Here is a 16,437-nt window from a genome sequence, read left to right on the forward strand (position 1 = left end):
GAAGGACCCGCCGACCGCTACGCCGACCCCCCGCCCGTCCACGCAAGCAGGTCGTCCACGCCCCACGTGGTGACCACGCGCTCGGCCGGGACCTCGCACTCCTCGGCCCGGGCGCACCCGATGATCTGCCAGTCGAGCTGGCCGGGCGCGTGGGCGTCGGTGTCGACGGCGAACAGGGTGCCCGCGGCGACCGCCCGGCGCAGGAGCCGCCTCGGCGGATCCTTGCGCTCGGGCCTGCTGTTGATCTCCACGGCCGTCCTGGACTCGGCGCAGGCGGCGAACACCGCGTCGGCGTCGAAGGTCGACTCCGGGCGGCCCCGCCCACCGAGAAGGCGGCCGGTGCAGTGGCCGAGGATGTCGGCGTGCGGGTTGCGCACGGCCGTCAGCATGCGGCGGGTCATCGCGGCCGCGTCCATCCGCAGCTTGGAGTGGACGGAGACGACCACGACGTCGAGCCGGGCGAGGAGTTCGGGCTCCTGGTCGAGGCCGCCGTCCGGCAGGATGTCGCACTCGATGCCGGTGAGCAGCCGGAACGGCGCCCACGTCGCGTTGAGTTCGGCCACCACGTCCAACTGTCGGCGCAGCCGGTCGGGCGAGAGCCCGCGTGCGATCGTCAGGCGCGGTGAGTGGTCGGTGAGGACGGCCCACTCGTGGCCGAGGGCGGCGGCGGTCCGGCCCATCTCCTCGATGCCGCTGCCGCCGTCGGACCAGTCGGAGTGCAGATGGCAGTCCCCGCGCAGCAGGGAACGCAGCCGCGTGCCGCCGTCGGCCACCAGCGGCTTCTGGGACGCCTCCTCCAAGTCGGCCAGATAGGCGGGCACGTCACCGGCGAGGGCCTCCCGCACCACCTGCCCCGTCTTCGGCCCGACGCCCTTCAGCGCCTCAAGAGTCCCCGACCGCACCCGTTCGGCCAGCTCGTCCGGCGACAGCGCGGCGACGGCGGCCGCGGCCGTGCGGAAGGCGCGCACCCGGTAGGTGGGGGACCGGGCGCGTTCGAGGAGGAAGGCGATCCTGCTCAGCGCCTCGACGGGTTCCATCCGCGCCACCTCCCGACCGCCGCGTGCCTCAGGCGCCGAACCACACTGTGGTGGCGTTGCAGAACTCCTTGATGCCGTGGCCCGCCAGCTCGCGGCCGTACCCGGAACGCTTGACGCCGCCGAACGGGAACGCCGGGTGCGAGGCGGTCATGCCGTTGAAGAAGACACCGCCCGCCTGGAGGTCGCGCACGAAACGCTGCACGTCGCCGTCGTCGCGGGTCCATACGTTGGAACTCAGCCCGAAGGACGTATCGTTGGCGACGGACACCGCCTCGTCCAGGTCGGCGACCCGGTAGACGGTGGCCACGGGGCCGAAGGTCTCCTCGGCGTGGATGCGCATCTCAGGGGTGATGCCGGACAGCACCGTCGGCTCGTAGAAGAAGCCCTCGCTCAGTCGCTGGTCGAGCCCTTTGGGCCGCTGCCCGCCGCAGTGCGTGACGGCGCCGCGGCGCACGGCGTCCTCGACCAGTTCCTCCAGGTCGGCCCGGCCCCGCGCGCTGGACAGCGGGCCCACGTCGGTGCCCTCGGCCATCGGGTCGCCGACGGTCAGGTCCGCCATGCGCGCGCTGAACCGCTCCAGGAAGGCGTCGTAGACCTCGGTGTGCACGATGAACCGCTTGGCGGCGATGCAGGACTGGCCCGCGTTCTGCACACGGGCGGTGACGGCGGTACGCGTGGCGGCTTCCACGTCGGCCGACGGCATCACGACGAACGGATCGCTGCCGCCCAGCTCGAGGACGGTCTTCTTGATCTCGTCCCCGGCCACGGAGGCGATCGCCCGCCCCGCGCCCTCGCTGCCGGTCAGCGTGGCGGCGGCGACGCGTGGATCGCGCAGGACGCCCTCGACGGCGCCGGACCCGATGAGCAGCGTCTGGAAGCACCCCTCGTCGAGGCCCGCGCGCCGGAAGAGGTCTCCCAGGTACAGGGCGGTCTGCGGCACGTTCGAGGCGTGCTTGAGCAGCCCGACGTTGCCTGCCATCAGGGCGGGCGCCGCGAACCGCACCACCTGCCAGAGCGGGAAGTTCCACGGCATCACGGCGAGGACCACGCCGACCGGCCGGTAGTGCACGCGCACCCTGCTCGCGCCGGAGTCGCGCACGTCATCGTCGGCGGGGTACTCGTCGGCCAGCAGTTCCGCGGCGTGGTCGGCGTACCAGCGCATGGTCTTGACGCACTTGCCGGCCTCCGCGCGGGCGGCGGCCAGCGGCTTGCCCATCTCCGCGGTGATGGTGCGCGCGACGGCGTCCGTCTCCTCTTCGAGGAGGGCGGCGGCGCGGCGCAGGTGGGCGGCGCGCTCGGTGAACGAGGTGGTGCGGTAGCGCTCGAAGGCCGCCGCTGCCCGGGCCAGGCACTCCTCGACCTCCTCGGCTCCCTGCGGCTCGAAGGTCCGCTCGGTCTCGCCGGTCGCCGGATTCACCGTCGCGATGGGCATGCGCCCGCCCTCCTGGTAGGTCTCAGCCGATGCTTCGACCTTGTCGCGTCGGGCGTGCGGGCGCAACGCGGAGAGTGGTGCGGGGCCGGGACGCCGAGGGGCCGTGCGCGAGCTGACCCGGAGGGGTTTCCGCGGTCCGTGCCGCATCGGCCAGGAGGAGGGCGGCTGAGGGCTTCAGGATTCCCTGGCAGCGGTGGCCGGTGCGAGCAGCCGCAGCAGCCCGGAGTGCAGGGCGGCCGTGGCGTCGGCGGCGGGCATGCGGCCGGCCCCGATCTCCTCCGCCGTGGCGTGGCTCAGGGCGATCACGGCCGCCACCTGCCAGGAGAGCGCGGGTACCGGGTCGAACTCCCCGCCGTCACGGCCGCGTCGCAGGACGCGCGCGATGCGGTCGGCGATCGGCCGGTGGCGGGAGCGGTCCTCCTCGGGCGGCGCGGGGCGGGCCCCGAGCCGGGCCAGGGCCGGGTACGCCCCGGCGGTGCGCCAGGCCGCGTCGAGCAGCCGCAGGAGCGCGTCCGGCGCCGGGCCCTCGTCGGCGTCCGCGGCGTCCATCGCCTCCGCCACCGTCTCCGTCACGCGCTCGACGACCGCCGTGAGCAGGTCGTCCCGCGAGGAGAAGTGGGCGTAGACGGTCTGCCGGGTGACCCCGGCCGCGGTCGCGACGGCCGCCATGCCCGCGTCGGGGCGCTCGCCGAGGAGTCGGACGGCCGCGTCGAGGACGGCGGTACGGCTGCGTTCGGCGTCGGCGCGACGCCGTGGAGGAGAGGTCAACTCTTACACCTTGTCAAAGTTGTCGGGCGCTTCATATCTTACAGGCTGTAAGAGTTAGTGCGGGCGGTGGCACGCGGACCGCTCCGCTTCGCCGCGCCCGGAGGGAGCACCATGAGACCGCTGGCCCAGAGCACGCCCGAGCAGTTCATCACCGACTTCTTCACCACCTTCCACGAGCAGGTCGTACGGGGCGACCACGACCCCGCCCCGGCCATGGCCCGCTTCTACACGCCCGACATCCTGATGGTCAGCGACGGCATCCCCCTCGACTGGGACAAGCTCCTCGCCCACATCCGCCCCGTCCGCAAGAACCTGGCGCCGGACGACGAGGCCCGGTTCGAGGTGCACGAGGCCATCGCGGACGGCGACCGGATCGCGGCACGCCTCACGATCCACGCGGCCACCCGCAAGAAGCGCGTCACGACGGAGGTCGTGGCCTTCTACACCTTCACACCGGACGGCCGCATGGCCGAGTCCCACGGCTGCACCCGGATCGTCACCGAGGCGTCGACGACTCCGGAGGCGGAGTCGGAGCGGCGGGAGTAGCGGGGGCGCCGGGCGCCCCGGCTCCTCTGCCCGCGAAGGCGCGGCCTCCCTACGTGCCCTGCCGCGCCCACTTCGAGGAGTCCCGCCAGCTGTACGAGGGGCGGCCCTCGCGGCTGCTGGCGCGGAACGGCTTGCCCTGGTCGTCGACGCGCAGCACGCTGTGCCGCTTGCCGCTGGACCACTCGATCTCCACGTACCACCGCACGTCGTGCAGTTCGGTGGACGCCCTGACGCGGAAGACCTCGGCGTCGTCCTGACTGACCTTGTACGGGAAGTCGCGTTGGCCCGCCCCGGGTGTGACGCGGGGCGCCGGGTCGTCGAGGTCGACGGCGAAGGACTTGGTGGGCGCCCTGCCCTCGCGGCCGGACCCCGACTGGAAGCTGTTCCAGGCCAGCGGCGCGCCGGTGCTCTGCACCCGGACGCTCATGTCCCGCAGGGCGACGGTTTCCCGGCCCGTGCCCCGCACGGTGACCTCGACGTACTGGTCGCCGGCCGCGACCGCCCCGAGGTCGCCCACCCGGCCCGGCGTGTCCTGCGCGGCGGGCGGCTCCGGCACCTCGTCCGGCTTCCGGTTCACCAGGAAGCCGCGCCCGCAGCCGTCCTCGTACGCGTACGGCCCGGCGTCGCGCCGGTGCTTGTCGTCGTCACCGCCGCCGTTCATTGGCGAGGGCGACGGAGCCGACGGCGAGGACCGCGGCGACGGAGGCCGCGAGAACGAGGTTGCGGCGCCTGCGGGAGGGAGGCGGCGGTGCCGAGGCGGTCACGGGCTCCGGGCCGGGGGCGGCTTCGGGGTCCGATTCGGGTTCGGGCTGCGGAGCGGGCTCGCGCTGTGGCGTCGGCTCCCTCTTCGGCGTGCGGGCCGGGGCGCCGACGGCCGGGGGCTCCGTCTTCCGCCCCCGGTCCGTGTCCGCCAGGATCCACCGCCGATGGACCTCCACCAACTCCTCCGGCGTCGCCCCGCAGAGCCGGGCGAACCGCTCCACCGGACGGAAGTCGGCGGGCACCGCGTCCCCGTTGCAGTACCGGTGCAGCGTGGACGTACTCATGTGGAGCCGCTTGGCGAGCACCCCAGGTTCCGGATGCCGGGACGCCGAGAGGATCGACCGGGGTTCCATTCGTGTTCGAATCCAGTCGGGGTGGACGTCCCGTGACCGCCGACCGTCATCACGGCCGACGGTCCTTCACTACAACCGGTCTGCTGTGCGCGACAGCCCGCGAGGGCGCCGCAATCGGCCGTACAGTCGCAGCAGTTGACGGGAAGGGCGCATCGCATGATCCATGACATGGGTGAACTCGGCCGCGTGGGCAGGGCGCTGAACGAGGTCCTGGGGCTGTTCGAGGGCGAGCGGAGACGGCTGGAGGAAGTGCACGGCCCGGCGCCGTACGGGGACAGCTCCGCGGGCAGCCCCATGCAGACGATGCACGGGATCGGTGAACTCTCCCGCGGCGTGCAGGACGCGCTCAAGTACCTCGCCCTGGGTGCCGGATACATCTCGTTCGGCCTGGACAAGCGGGCCGACCACGCGGTGTCGATGGCGCGGCGGAAGCCGGTGGGCGTCCCCTCCGGCGTGGACCGCATGGCGCGCCCCCTCGGCGAGGACACCGTGCGGGGCCTCGAGATGATCCGCGACCTCGACGACTTCTTCTCCGACGACATCGGGCTCGCCGTGGACGTGGCCCTCTCCGCCCCGGAAGCCACGTATCCGCCGAGCGACTGGTCGGTGTACCACCGCGAGGGCCCGTCCTGACCGGACCGGCGCGGACCGCGTGCGGCGGGCGACCGCGCGCCCGCGACGCGCACGCCCGTACGCCACCCGCTCGTTGGTCGATCGACCTGGCCCCGGGGCGCCGTTGCACTGGGGCGCGACACCACGAGCCGTGGTGCGCGTACCCCGGGAGGCCACCGCAGTATGGACATCCGCCCCACGATCGACCAGGATTTCGACGCCTTCGTCGACACCATGCTTGCCGCGTTCGGACGGTTCCTGGACGCGCCGACCAACGGCGGCGGGCCGAGTGCGGGGACACCCTCGCAGAGATCTACGACCGCTACCGCCGCGCACAGCCCGGCGCCCTGTCCCGGCCGCCCCGCCGGTGGGCCCTGGGCGCGGGACAGCCCCCGGTCTCGCGGGCGCCGCGCTACGTCGCCGTCCACCGCGACGCCGACGGCGCACCGGACGGCTACGCCGGCTACACGCTCGTCGACCCCGGCCCCGACTCGACGGTCGACGAGACCGTCGCCGTCGACGACGCCGTGTCCACCGCCCCGGCCCGGTGCGACCTGGGACAGACCTCGTCAGCCATCGTGTTCGAGCGCTTCCCTCGCGAGGACCCGCTGCGCCGACAGCTCGCGGACTTCCGGCCGGGCAGGTCAGCGACGACACCGACGGGCTCTGGCTACGGCTCCTGGACATCCCGCGCGCACTCACCCCTCGCGGCTGGTTCCTGGACGGCGAGCTCGTCCTCGACGCGACGCCCCCTTCCTCGGCGAGCGCGGCCGCCATCTGCTGACCGGCGAGGACGGCAAGGCCGACTGCGTCCCGGCGGACCGCGAGCCCGACCTGTCCGCCGACCTGCGGAGCTGGGCGCCGCTGGTCGCGCTGCAGAGACGGCCTGGAGGTGGAAGCCCGCCGCTGACACTCGGTCGGCTCCTGGGCGGCCACACGGAGGCCGTGGTGCCGTACCCCCCAAAGGCAACGCCCCGCGGGCCGCACGACGCGGCCCGCGGGGCGCTCGGCTCAGTGGTTGTCGACGCCGTTGCCGGAGAGCGCGGAGATGTCGTCAAGGATGTGCGAGCCGGGCTCGTCGCCCTTCGCCTGCGTGGAGCCCTCGGCGCACTGCTGGTTCTGCGGGGCCGAGAGGACCGGGATGTCCTGGACCGCGACCGGGACGAGGAGGCCGACGATGGCGCCCGCGTTCGCCTTCACGGGCACGCCGAGGCAGAGCTTGTTCAACGAGCCCTGGACCGCGGCCCCCTGCGCACTCAGGTTCCCCTCGGTGGTGCTGTTGCCGAACGCCTGCTCGGCGCCGTTGCCACTGAGGCTGGAGGTGCTCTCGTCGTCGCCGATGGCGGCGGCGCTCCCGGTGGCCCCGGTGAGGGCGAGGGCGGCGACGCTGACGGCGTAGGGGAGGTTACGGATGTGCATGTCACTCCAGTGCAGAGCATTGGTCAGGGAGACATGAATCAATACATCCTCCAATGCCCCGAGTCGGTGGATATTCGCCCATTGGCGGGGTGTCGGCGGGCCGGGGCTGACGGAAGTCACCCCATGAGATGAGGCCGAACGGCTGAGACGCCGTGTGGAGGTGGGGAAGAGCGTGGGCGGGGCCGGCGACGCCTGCCGGATCGGTCCCGGCACGGGCGGGTGCGGCTCACACCAGCGGCGTGAAGCGCGCCAGGCGTCCCTGGCGCGCTTCACCTTTTCCCCCGGCAGTGGATCTGCCTACTCACGGAAGCAGTGCTTGCCGGTGCAGCCCTTCTGGGACCCGTTGTTCCAGCCGCACACCGGGAAGTAGGCCTTTTCGTCGTTCGGGGTCTTCTTCCGGATCGTTTTGCTGTTGCCGTAGGCGCGGACCTTCTCGTACAGGTCGCCATCGCTCTTGTAGACCCGCGGCTCCGACGAGCGGCCGTCGAGGGGCCTGTCGTCGAGGGTGAGACTGTCCACGTCCGCACCGCCGGAGGTGTAGTCGTTCCAGATCACATGGGCGTAGCGGTGGTTCTGGATGTACGCCTTCCAGGCGTAGCCGTCCGGAGTGTCGTTCGCTATCGTCCTCGGCTGGGCGGTGGTGGCCGTGCCCGCTGCCCGGGACCCGGGATCGGCGGCGAGCGCTGACGGCGCACCGACTGCGCCGGCCGACAGCAGGACTGCCGCGCCGGAGGCGACGAGCGTTCGTTTGAACGCGTGTGACCTTGCCATGTGTCATCCCCGTCGCTGTTGTCGGTCGTCGGCGCCGGGTGTGGCGCCGACGTGGGAATGAGCATGCTGGGGACCGGTCGACGGAATCCATGTGTTTCGGACCGGACCGAAGGACGCTCGGAACTCGGCAGCCTGCGGATGTCGAGAACGGGTCACCGGCTCCGTCCCAGGGGTGTCAGAGGCTGCCACCGGCCGCACGGGACACGAGGGCCACGAGGAACACGAGGAAGAAGGAGAAGCCGCCATGGCGATTCAGCGGATGGACAACGTCGGTATCGTCGTCGAGGACCTGGACGCCGCCATCGCGTTCTTCGTGGAACTCGGTATGGAACTGGAGGGCAGGGCGGTGGCCGAGGGGCCCTTCGCCGACCAGTGCACCGGACTCGACGGTGTCCGCTGTGACATCGCGATGGTCCGGACCCCCGACGGTCACGGCCGGCTCGAATTGGCGAAGTACCTCAGCCCCGAGGCGATCAGCGCGGGACCGCGCGACAAGCCGCACCACATCCTCGGCACGCACCGCGTGATGTTCGCCGTCGACGACCTCAAGGACACCGTCGCCCGGCTGCGCCCTCACGGTGGCGAACTCCTCGGCGAGATCGCCCGGTTCGAGGACAGCTACCTGCTCTGCTACGTCCGTGGCCCGGAAGGCATCATCGTCGGTCTGGCCGAGCAACTGCGCTGAGGGGATGGTCAGGCCTGCGGGGAAGGGGCGGTGAGGCTCTGGGGTTCGGGCTCGGTCCGACGAGGCCCGCGGGTGTTGGCCAGGGCGACGAGGAGGCCCAGGGCGGTGACCGCGGCCGCCGGTATGCCGAGCCACTCGGGGGCGACCGACTGCTGGGCGAGGCCGCCGAGCGCGCCCCCCAGGGCCACGCCGACGTAGATCGCCGAGGCGTTGAGGCCGAGGAGCACCGGTATGGCCGCCGGGGCGTGGGCGATGAGGCGTTGCTGCTGCGGGACAACCGGGAGGCCCGCGCACAGGCCGAGCGCCGCCGTCCACACGAACGCGGTCCCGAGGGCCTCCGCGGCCACGCGGCCGGTGGCGAGCACGACGACGGCGGCGGCGAGGCTCCAGAGCAGCACCCGCTCGGGCCGGTGGCGGTCGGAGAGTCGCCCTGCCAGCAGGTTCCCGCCCAGGACCCCGAGCCCGAACACGAACAGCACGGCCGTGAGCGTGGCCTCGGATCCGTCCGTCACCCCGGTCTTTAGCCTGGCCGCTGTGAAGCTACGGACAGGTCGGTCATGCGAGCAGTGACGCAACCAGCGAAGGACGAGATCAAGCTCGTCGAGGTCCTCCACGCGCTGGCGGATCCGGTCCGGCTCGCCATCCTCGCGAGGCTCGCCGACAGCGGCCGCGAGAGCTGCTCGGGCATCAGCGAGACCATCGACGTCCACCAGACGACGATGTCCCACCACTACCGCGTGCTCCGCGAGGCCGGACTCACCTGGACCACCGTGGAGGGCCGTTCACGATTCGTCAGCCTGCGTCGCGACGATGTGGACGACCGCTTCCCCGGCCTCCTCGACGCCGTGCTCACCCAACTCCGGTCGGATTGAGCCCCTGCCGGGCCCGCGCCTTCGGTCCGGGTGACCGGCGGCGGCTCACTCGCAGAGCGCCGTCCGGACAGCCGCCTTCATGTCGTCGCTCTGCGCGTCCGTACCGCCGGGGTCGACGTTCACCATGACCGTCGCCTGCCTGCCGCCGACCCTGGCCCCGGCGACCGTCTCGTAGCCGAACATGTCGCCGCTGTGCCCCCAGTAGAGGCCGCCGCAGGGCAGGGGCCTGCTCTCCAGGCCGAGGCCGTACGCCCGGCCGTCCGGATTGCCGGTCGGGCGGGTCCGCTTCATCTCGCGGAGCTGGGCCGGGCGGAGCAGCCTGCCGCCCAGGAGCGCGTCCAGGAACCGGTTGACGTCGGCGCCGCTGGAGATCATCTCGCCGCCCGCGCCCGCGACCGACGGGTTGATCGCGGTGAGGTCCACGAGCGGCGCGTTCTCGCCCGGCCGCACGTACCCGCGCGGATGCGGCCCGGGGATCCTCGACGCGTCCCCCGGCACGAACGTCTCGCGCAGGCCCAGCGGCTCGATGACGCGGCGCCGGATCTCGTCGCCGTACGGACGCCCTGTGACCCGCTCTATGATCATGCCTGCCAGGAGGTAGCCCGTGCTGGAGTAGCGCCAGCCCTTGCCCGGCGCGAACGTCGGGGGGTGGGCGAGCGCGATGTTCACGAGATCACGCGTGTCGCGGTGGGCGAGGGGGTCCTTGAGGATCTCCTGCGGCTTCAAGTGGTCGAGGATGTCGGGCACGCCGCTGGTGTGCTGGAGGATCTGACGGACCGTCATGCGGCGGCCGTCGTTGCCGTTCCCGCGTACGACACCGGGCAGGTAGCGCTCCACCGGCGCGTCGAGGACGACGCGCCGCTCCCCGACCAGCTGGAGCACGACCGTGGCCACGAACATCTTGGTCATGCTGCCGATCCGGAACCTGCTGTCGCCGCGCACCGGAGCCTGGCTCCGCACGTCCGCGACCCCGCTGGTGAGCACCGTGCCGCCCCGCCGGTCCCGCACCGCGACGAGCGCCCCCGGCCCGCCGTCGACCGTGGTGAGCCGTCGCAGGAGCGCACGCAGCCGGGCGTGTTCGGTGGCAGAGGCGGTGTCGGCGGTGTCGGCGGTGGCGGCCGACGCGGCGGCGGCCGGTGCGGAGGCGTGCCGCCGCGGCAGGTCGGCGGCCGTCAGCGTGCCCATCGCGACACCGACCACCACGGTCAGGGCGATGGGGCCACGCAACGCTCCTCTGTGCTCAGTCACTTGTGCTCCCTTGGTCGTCGCGAGGGCTGGCCGCCACGGAGGGGCCGAGGTGGCTGCGCTCCATGTGCCCGCCGTCGCACGATGTCCCCGGCGGGGGAGCCGGCGCGATGAGGCGACCGTCCGGATCGGTGCGGGGGTTAACCCCCGTGCGCGGGCCCGGAACCGCGCGCCTCCTCGCGGAGCGCCTCGACGAACGCCGTGACATGGGGGCGGTCGTGCCCGCGCTCGATCGTGGCGACGCCGATGTGCCGGGTCGGCGCCGGTGGCCGCACCGGGACGGCACGCAGACCCGGCACCATCGGGGTGAGCGCGATGGCGGGGATCAGGGAGATGCCCACGCCCGCGGCGACGAGCGAGCGGGCGAAGAAGTAGTCGGTGGTGCTGCCGCGCACGTCCGGTTCGAAGCCCGCCTGCTCGGCGTAGCGGCGCAGGTGCGCCTCCGTCTTGAGGCAGCCGAGCACCCAGGGCTCCGCCGCGAGCTCACCGATGTCGAGCGCCGCGCGGTCGGCGAAGCGGTGCCGTTCGGGCACCACGACGTGCAGAGGATCCTCCAGGAGCGGCGTCCACCGCAGGCTCGCCGGGCTCGGCCCGACGGGCAGCGGCCCCTCGAAGTGGTAGGCGAGCGCGACGTCGACGGCGCCTTGGCGGACCAGCGGCAGGGTGGCCTCGGGCTCGCCCTCCCTGATGTGGAGCTGGGTGTTGGGATGGGCCGCCATCAGCCGGGGGAGCGCGCCGGGCAGCAGGTGCTTGCCGCCGCTCGTGAAGGTGGCGACGGTGAGCTGGACGCGGCCCGTGCTGAGCCGCTCGACCTGCCGCCTGGCCTGTTCGAGCGCGGCCGCGACGGACTCGGCGGCCCCGACCATGACCTGGCCCGCCGCAGTGAGGGTCACGCCGCGCGTGCTGCGCGCCACGACCTGGGCGCCGAGGCTGCGTTCGAGGACCGCCACGTGCTGGGACACGGCGGACGGAGTGAGGCGGAGTGCCACGGCCGCCCTGCTGAAGCTGCCGTGGTCCGCCACCGCCCGCAGGACGCGGAGCCGCTGCACATCGATCAACAGTTTTCCTTAAAGCGTTTCCAGTAAGCCACCACTTCTGCTGAAGACAGTAGGTGTCCAGAGTGGACGCATGCAACGGATCTGTGTCATCGGCGGAAGCCGCTACTTCGGAAAGCTCCTGGTCGAGCGCCTGCTCGCGGGCGGCCATCACGTCACCGTGATCAACCGCGGCACCACCCGGCCGCCCGTCGGCGTCGAGCACCTCGTCGCCGACCGCGACGACGAGGCGGCCCTCGTCGCCGCCCTCGGCCCCCGCACCTTCGACGCGGTCGTCGACCAGGTCTGCTACACCCCTGTGCAGGCCGCGATCGCCGCCCGCGCCTTCGCCGACCGCACCCGGCGCTACGTCATGACCTCCACGATCGAGGTGTACGACCCCGCGACCGCCGCCCTGCCGACGGTGCCGGCGGGCACCCAGGTCCGCGAGACGCACGTCGACCCGCGGGCCTGGCAGGTCGCCATGGACCTGCCCTGGCACGACGAGGGCTATCTGGCGGCCCACTACGCCGAGGGCAAACGCCAGGCGGAAGCCGTCCTCACCCGGGCGCGCGGCTTCGCGTTCACCGCGGTGCGCAGCGCGCACGTACTGGGCGGCGGCAGCCAGGAGTTCACCGGCCGACTGGCGCACTACACCGAGCGCGTCGCCCGGGGCGAGGCGATCGCCGTGCACGCCGACGCGCTGCCGACGGTGTTCATCCACCACGAGGAACTGGCGGACCTGCTCCTGTGGGCGGCCACCGCCACCGCTTTCACCGGTCCGGTCAACGCCTGCTCCGACGGCCTGCTCGATGTGCGCGACCTGACCGCGATCGTCGCGGCGTGGACCGGCCGCGAGCCCGTCCACGAGACCGTCGCGGCGGGCGAGGCGGCCTCACCGTTCTCCTACGACCGCCACTACGCCATGAGCAACTCCCGCGCGAAACAGCTGGGCTTCGCCTTCTCCCGTACGACCGACTGGCTGCCCCGCGCCGTCGCCGAAGCCCTCGCCGCGTCCACTGCCCCCACTGCCTGAGGAGCCCCGACCACCATGCGACACCGCTTCATCGGAGACACCGCCGTCAGCGCCGTCGGCCTGGGAGCCATGCCCCTGTCCATCGAGCACCGCCCCGACGAGGCACGCGCCATCGCCACCGTCCACGCCGCGCTCGACGCAGGCGTCACGTTCATCGACACCGCCGACAGCTACCACTGGCACGCCGACGAGGCGGGCCACAACGAACTCCTGATCGCCCGCGCCCTGGCCCGCTACGGCGGCGACACCTCCGCCGTCCTCATCGGTACGAAGGGCGGCCGTGGGCGTCCCGGTGACGGCAGCTGGACCGTGACCGGCACCCCGGCGCACCTCAAGCGCGCCGCCGAGGCCTCCGCCAAGCGTCTCGGCGTCGACGCGATCGGCCTGTACCAGCTCCACAAGCCGGACCCCGCCGTGCCGTGGGCGGAGTCCGTCGGCGCCCTGCGCGACCTGCTCGACGCCGGGACCATCCGTGCCGCCGGGATCTCCAACGTGACCGTCGACCAGATCCGCGTGGCGCACCAGATCCTCGGCGACCGACTCGTCTCCGTACAGAACCAGTACTCACCCGCCGTGCGGGACAGCGAGCCCGAACTGGAGCTGAGCGCGGAGCTCGGCCTGGCGTTCCTGCCGTGGAGCCCTCTCGGCGGCATCTCCCGCAGCTCCCTGGACGGCCCGTCCGGCGCGTCCGGCTCGTCTGGATCTCCGAGTGGCGGCACCGCCTTCCACCACGTCGCGGCCGAGCACGGCGTCAGCCCGCAGCAGATCGCCCTCGCCTGGCTCCTGAGCCGGTCCCCGGCGGTGATCCCGGTGCCCGGAGCCAGCCGTCCGGCCTCCATCGCCGACTCGGCGCGGGCCACGGAACTCGTCCTGAGCCCGGGGGAGCTGGCGCGGTTGGGGGAGGTCCTGCCGGGCTGACGTGCGGTGCGGAGCCGAAGGGGCGTGCCCGGTCGGCTGCGCCCCCCGGTCTCCTCACTTCGGCATCGGACCCCGCCCCATCAGGTCCCGCGCGACCTCGCCCGACGACACCCGCCGCGCACGGTCGACGGCCGTACTGACGGCCTTCAGGCCGGCGCGGACCTGCTCGTCCTTCGCCCCGGCCCGCTCGGCGAGGTCACCGAGGAGGGCGAGCCCCTGATCGGCGTCCTCGTCGCTCACCATGAGCTTCTCGTCCGCGACCAGCCTCCCCGCGCGTTCGATCATCGCGGCGGCCCGGACATCAAGCCGCTCGTCGGCCAACAGTACGGCGGCGACGGGCAGTTCGACCCGCTCGACGAGGGTGACCCACTCCCGTCCCGCCTCCGAGGTCGCGAGCTGTTCGTCGCGGACCCGGCGCAGCGCGTTTCCGTCACGCCCCACACGAAGTCCGCGTTGCGGTTCAGGTCGACGCCGTCGCACGTGGTCCCCGGGTTGTCGCGGAGGTTGCCGCGCCACATGTCGTCGACGGTCATCACACGCTGGCGCCCGTCGGGGTTGGCGCAGGGCACGATCCACACGTCCACCGGCGCGTGCAGCCGGACTTCGTAGCCACTCTCCAGCAGTCGAGGGCACGCGTCCGAGGTGACGAGCACCCGGACCGCGCCCTCCGGGTCGGGGATCCGGTCCGGGTCCAGATCGGCGACGCCCCGCAGATCGCGGTGTGCCGTTCCGGGGCCGCCGTCGTCGTTGTGCCTGGGCGGCCCCGGAGGGAGGTCGTTGGTGGTTTTCCAAGAGTGCGCCTCAGGTGCGGAAGGGCCCCGTCACCTCGTAGGTGATGCCGCCCGACGAGCTCCCGGAGGTGCCGCGCTGGCTGGAGAAGTACAACCGGGACCCGTCGGGCGAGAAGGCCGGGCCGGTGATCTCCGAGCCGGACTGGCCGCTGATCCGCAGGAAGGGCGCGACGATGTCGTCCGGGGTGATGAGGCAGATCTCCATGTTGCCGCCGTCCTCGGCGACGAACAGGTCGCCGGAGGAGGAGCCGGTGACGTTGTCGACGCCGGTCAGCGGGGCGGGGCCGGGGTTGACCAGGTTGTCGTCGTACGCCAGCTCGTAGGTGCTGTTCGTGAGGTTGAGCTGCCAGAGGCGGTTGTCGCCCTTGGTGGTGAACCAGACGGTGTCGCCCGCGTAGTGGCAGCCCTCGCCGCCGTTGAAGCGCTTGGCGCCGGAGACCTGGTTGCGGGTCGCGGTGGGGGACCCGTCCGGGTCCGGCACGTTCGCCCAGGTGAAGGAGCCGGAGGTGCCGCTGCCCGCCACGAGCACCTGGAGGGTGCCCGCGGACAGGTTGCCCCAGGTGGTCGGCCGGAAGCGGTAGAAGCAGCCGTCGCCCTCGTCCTCGGTGAGGTAGATCGCCTGACGGCCCGGGTCGGCGGCCGCGGCCTCGTGTTTGAAGCGGCCCATGGCGTCGCGCCGGGTGGCGGCGTTCACGCCCCACGGGTCGGTCTCGTAGACGTAGCCGAGGGAGACCTCCTCGCAGGAGAGCCAGGTGTTCCACGGGGTGGCGCCGCCCGCGCAGTTCTGCCGGGTGTTGGAGAGGACGCGGTGGGCGCCGGTGACGGTGCCCGAGGAGTCGAACTTCACGGCGCTCGCGCCGCCGCCTGGGTTGATCTCCGAGTTGGACACGTAGATCCAGCCGGTGCCGTCGGCGAAACACGCGCCGCCGTCGGGGGCGTTGTGCCAGGTGTAGGACGTGCCGGGGACGACCTGGGTGGAGCGGGCGATGACACGGCTGGTGAAGCCGCTGGGCAGTCGGATGCCGTTGGCGTCGGCGGCGCCGAGCGCGCCGTACGGGCCGGGGCCGTTCTGGGCCGGGGCCGCGTAGGCGGCGCCCCGCATCAGGGTGCCGCCGAAAGCGGCGGCCGAGGTCCCGATGACGGCTCCGCGCAGGAAGGTACGACGTTCCACATGTGCTCCTTCGTCGAGGAAGGGCGGACAACGAGGGGTTGAGCACCGTGCCGACTGGTCATCGAGGAGAACCTAGAGGCCGCCGCACCGGTCGATGAGGACCCCGCAGACGAACTCTTTCTGGCCGGCGGGTGAGCGGGACTCTGCGCCCAGGGGCCGGCGGGTGCGCCTCAGGAGCCCTCGGCCGGGGAGGACCCGGCCGGTGGGTGACCTCGGCCGGGGAGCCCTCGGCCGGTGGGCGACCTCGGTAAATCTCGCCCAGGCGAGCCTCAGTGGCCCTCGGCCAGCCGCTCGCGGAGCCACTGCTCGACCTCGCCGACGTGCGCCGCGGCTGCGACCCGGGCGGCTTCCGGGTCCCGGGCGACCAACGCCCGGTGGATGCGGGCGTGTTCGTGGCGCGTGCGCTCGATGGCGCCCTCTTCCTGGTGGCCGCGCCGGACCCGGGTGCGGAAGGTGCGGGAGGAGAGTCCGTCCAGGACGGCGGCCATGGTGTCGTTGCCCGCGGCTTCGTTGATCGCCCGGTGGAAGGCGACGTCGTGGGCGAGGATCTCCTCGGTGTCGTCGGTGGCGTCCATGGCCCTCAGGTGCCGCTCGACCTCGGTGAGCTGGTCGGCGTCGATGCGGGCCGCCGCCAAGGCCGCCGTGGTGGATTCCAACACCTTGCGGATCTCCAGAAGTTCGACCATCTGCGGGCCTCGGGAGAGGTCGGCGACGACGCCGAAGGACTCCAGGAGGTCACCGGCGGCGAGCTGGGTGACGTACACCCCGGATCCGTGCCGTGCCTCCAGGGCGCCCATGAAGGTCAGCGCGCGCACGGCCTCGCGCATGGAGCTGCGCGACACTCCGAGCTGGACCGCCAAGTCCCGTTCCGTGGGAAGGCGTTGGCCGGGATCGAGCAGCCCGTCGGCGATCATCGCCTTGATCTGGTCGATGGCGCGCTGTGTCACAGTGCCCTTCTGCGGGGCGGTGCGCACGTCCAGATCCT

The 16,437-nt window shown here is 72.7% G+C and carries 19 protein-coding genes and 2 pseudogenes; 7 read left to right on the forward strand and 14 right to left on the reverse strand.

Going from position 1 to position 16,437, the window contains the following annotated elements; genetic code table 11:
* Positions 1–17: 17 nt before the first annotated feature.
* The 3 genes from QUY26_RS38545 to QUY26_RS38555 form a co-directional block, all read right to left on the reverse strand.
* Complete coding sequence (locus QUY26_RS38545) at positions 18–1,037, reverse strand: PHP domain-containing protein (protein ID WP_289955088.1); 1,020 nt, start codon at positions 1,035–1,037, stop codon at positions 18–20.
* 28 nt (positions 1,038–1,065) lie between these two features.
* A complete protein-coding gene (locus QUY26_RS38550; RefSeq protein WP_289955089.1) occupies positions 1,066–2,469 on the reverse strand; it encodes an NADP-dependent succinic semialdehyde dehydrogenase in 1,404 nt (467 codons plus the stop codon).
* Between the two features lie 174 nt (positions 2,470–2,643).
* A complete protein-coding gene (locus QUY26_RS38555) occupies positions 2,644–3,237 on the reverse strand; it encodes a TetR/AcrR family transcriptional regulator (protein WP_289955090.1) in 594 nt (197 codons plus the stop codon).
* Between the two features lie 111 nt (positions 3,238–3,348).
* On the opposite strand from QUY26_RS38555, the gene QUY26_RS38560 reads away from it, so the two are divergent.
* A complete protein-coding gene (locus tag QUY26_RS38560; protein WP_289955091.1) occupies positions 3,349–3,783 on the forward strand; it encodes a nuclear transport factor 2 family protein in 435 nt (144 codons plus the stop codon).
* A gap of 49 nt (positions 3,784–3,832) precedes the next feature.
* On the opposite strand, the gene QUY26_RS38565 is transcribed toward QUY26_RS38560, so the two are convergent.
* Complete coding sequence (locus QUY26_RS38565; protein ID WP_289955092.1) at positions 3,833–4,444, reverse strand: hypothetical protein; 612 nt, start codon at positions 4,442–4,444, stop codon at positions 3,833–3,835.
* Positions 4,428–4,829 carry a helix-turn-helix domain-containing protein gene (locus QUY26_RS38570; RefSeq protein ID WP_289955093.1) on the reverse strand — a complete coding sequence of 134 codons (402 nt, stop codon included), beginning with the start codon at positions 4,827–4,829 and terminating at the stop codon, positions 4,428–4,430. The genes QUY26_RS38565 and QUY26_RS38570 overlap by 17 nt, the downstream gene beginning before the upstream one ends.
* 225 nt (positions 4,830–5,054) lie before the next feature.
* On the opposite strand from QUY26_RS38570, the gene QUY26_RS38575 reads away from it, so the two are divergent.
* Complete coding sequence (locus QUY26_RS38575) at positions 5,055–5,531, forward strand: hypothetical protein (RefSeq protein WP_289955094.1); 477 nt, start codon at positions 5,055–5,057, stop codon at positions 5,529–5,531.
* Positions 5,532–5,770: 239 nt separating this feature from the next.
* A pseudogene (locus QUY26_RS38580) lies at positions 5,771–6,464 on the forward strand (GNAT family N-acetyltransferase); the annotation flags it as partial.
* A 57-nt stretch (positions 6,465–6,521) separates the two neighbouring features.
* Here the strand turns inward: QUY26_RS38580 and QUY26_RS38585 are convergent.
* Positions 6,522–6,929, reverse strand: a complete 408-nt coding sequence (locus QUY26_RS38585) for a rodlin (RefSeq protein ID WP_289955095.1) — start codon at positions 6,927–6,929, stop codon at positions 6,522–6,524.
* A 297-nt stretch (positions 6,930–7,226) separates the two neighbouring features.
* Entirely contained in the window at positions 7,227–7,700 is a 474-nt protein-coding gene (locus QUY26_RS38590; protein ID WP_289955097.1) for a hypothetical protein, read from the reverse strand.
* Positions 7,701–7,944: 244 nt separating this feature from the next.
* Here QUY26_RS38590 and QUY26_RS38595 point away from each other — a divergent pair, with 244 nt between their 5' ends.
* Complete coding sequence (locus QUY26_RS38595; protein ID WP_289955098.1) at positions 7,945–8,385, forward strand: VOC family protein; 441 nt, start codon at positions 7,945–7,947, stop codon at positions 8,383–8,385.
* An 8-nt stretch (positions 8,386–8,393) separates the two neighbouring features.
* Here the strand turns inward: QUY26_RS38595 and QUY26_RS38600 are convergent, their stop codons facing one another.
* Entirely contained in the window at positions 8,394–8,897 is a 504-nt protein-coding gene (locus QUY26_RS38600; RefSeq protein ID WP_289955100.1) for an MFS transporter, read from the reverse strand.
* A 45-nt stretch (positions 8,898–8,942) separates the two neighbouring features.
* Here QUY26_RS38600 and QUY26_RS38605 point away from each other — a divergent pair, with 45 nt between their 5' ends.
* Positions 8,943–9,257 (forward strand): ArsR/SmtB family transcription factor, encoded by a 315-nt coding sequence (locus tag QUY26_RS38605; RefSeq protein WP_289955102.1) that lies wholly within the window; start codon positions 8,943–8,945, stop codon positions 9,255–9,257.
* 45 nt (positions 9,258–9,302) lie between these two features.
* Here QUY26_RS38605 and QUY26_RS38610 read toward each other — a convergent pair whose 3' ends face one another.
* Entirely contained in the window at positions 9,303–10,505 is a 1,203-nt protein-coding gene (locus QUY26_RS38610) for a serine hydrolase domain-containing protein (protein WP_289955104.1), read from the reverse strand.
* Between the two features lie 137 nt (positions 10,506–10,642).
* Positions 10,643–11,560, reverse strand: a complete 918-nt coding sequence (locus QUY26_RS38615; protein WP_289955105.1) for a LysR family transcriptional regulator — start codon at positions 11,558–11,560, stop codon at positions 10,643–10,645.
* 70 nt (positions 11,561–11,630) lie between these two features.
* Between QUY26_RS38615 and QUY26_RS38620 the strand changes: the two genes are divergently transcribed.
* Both QUY26_RS38620 and QUY26_RS38625 read left to right on the forward strand, forming a co-directional pair.
* Positions 11,631–12,572: an NAD-dependent epimerase/dehydratase family protein gene (locus QUY26_RS38620; RefSeq protein ID WP_289955108.1), complete on the forward strand. Its 942-nt coding sequence runs from the start codon at positions 11,631–11,633 to the stop codon at positions 12,570–12,572.
* Between the two features lie 15 nt (positions 12,573–12,587).
* A complete protein-coding gene (locus tag QUY26_RS38625; protein ID WP_289955109.1) occupies positions 12,588–13,490 on the forward strand; it encodes an aldo/keto reductase in 903 nt (300 codons plus the stop codon).
* Positions 13,491–13,544: 54 nt separating this feature from the next.
* Here the strand turns inward: QUY26_RS38625 and QUY26_RS38630 are convergent, their stop codons facing one another.
* The 4 genes and pseudogenes from QUY26_RS38630 to QUY26_RS38645 all read right to left on the reverse strand — a co-directional run bounded on the left by QUY26_RS38630 (position 13,545) and on the right by QUY26_RS38645 (position 16,432).
* The gene (locus QUY26_RS38630; RefSeq protein ID WP_289956443.1) at positions 13,545–13,931 is read right to left on the reverse strand and encodes a hypothetical protein; all 387 of its coding nucleotides are present in this window, start codon (positions 13,929–13,931) and stop codon (positions 13,545–13,547) included.
* A 17-nt stretch (positions 13,932–13,948) separates the two neighbouring features.
* Positions 13,949–14,143 (reverse strand): annotated as a pseudogene (locus QUY26_RS41040) (M14 family zinc carboxypeptidase); the annotation flags it as partial.
* Positions 14,144–14,291: 148 nt separating this feature from the next.
* Positions 14,292–15,452 carry an alkaline phosphatase PhoX gene (locus tag QUY26_RS38640; protein WP_289955111.1) on the reverse strand — a complete coding sequence of 387 codons (1,161 nt, stop codon included), beginning with the start codon at positions 15,450–15,452 and terminating at the stop codon, positions 14,292–14,294.
* 269 nt (positions 15,453–15,721) lie between these two features.
* Entirely contained in the window at positions 15,722–16,432 is a 711-nt protein-coding gene (locus tag QUY26_RS38645) for a FadR/GntR family transcriptional regulator (protein ID WP_289956378.1), read from the reverse strand.
* Positions 16,433–16,437: the final 5 nt, after the last annotated feature.

This window comes from Streptomyces flavofungini (assembly GCF_030388665.1).
GTDB lineage: Bacteria > Actinomycetota > Actinomycetes > Streptomycetales > Streptomycetaceae > Streptomyces > Streptomyces flavofungini_A.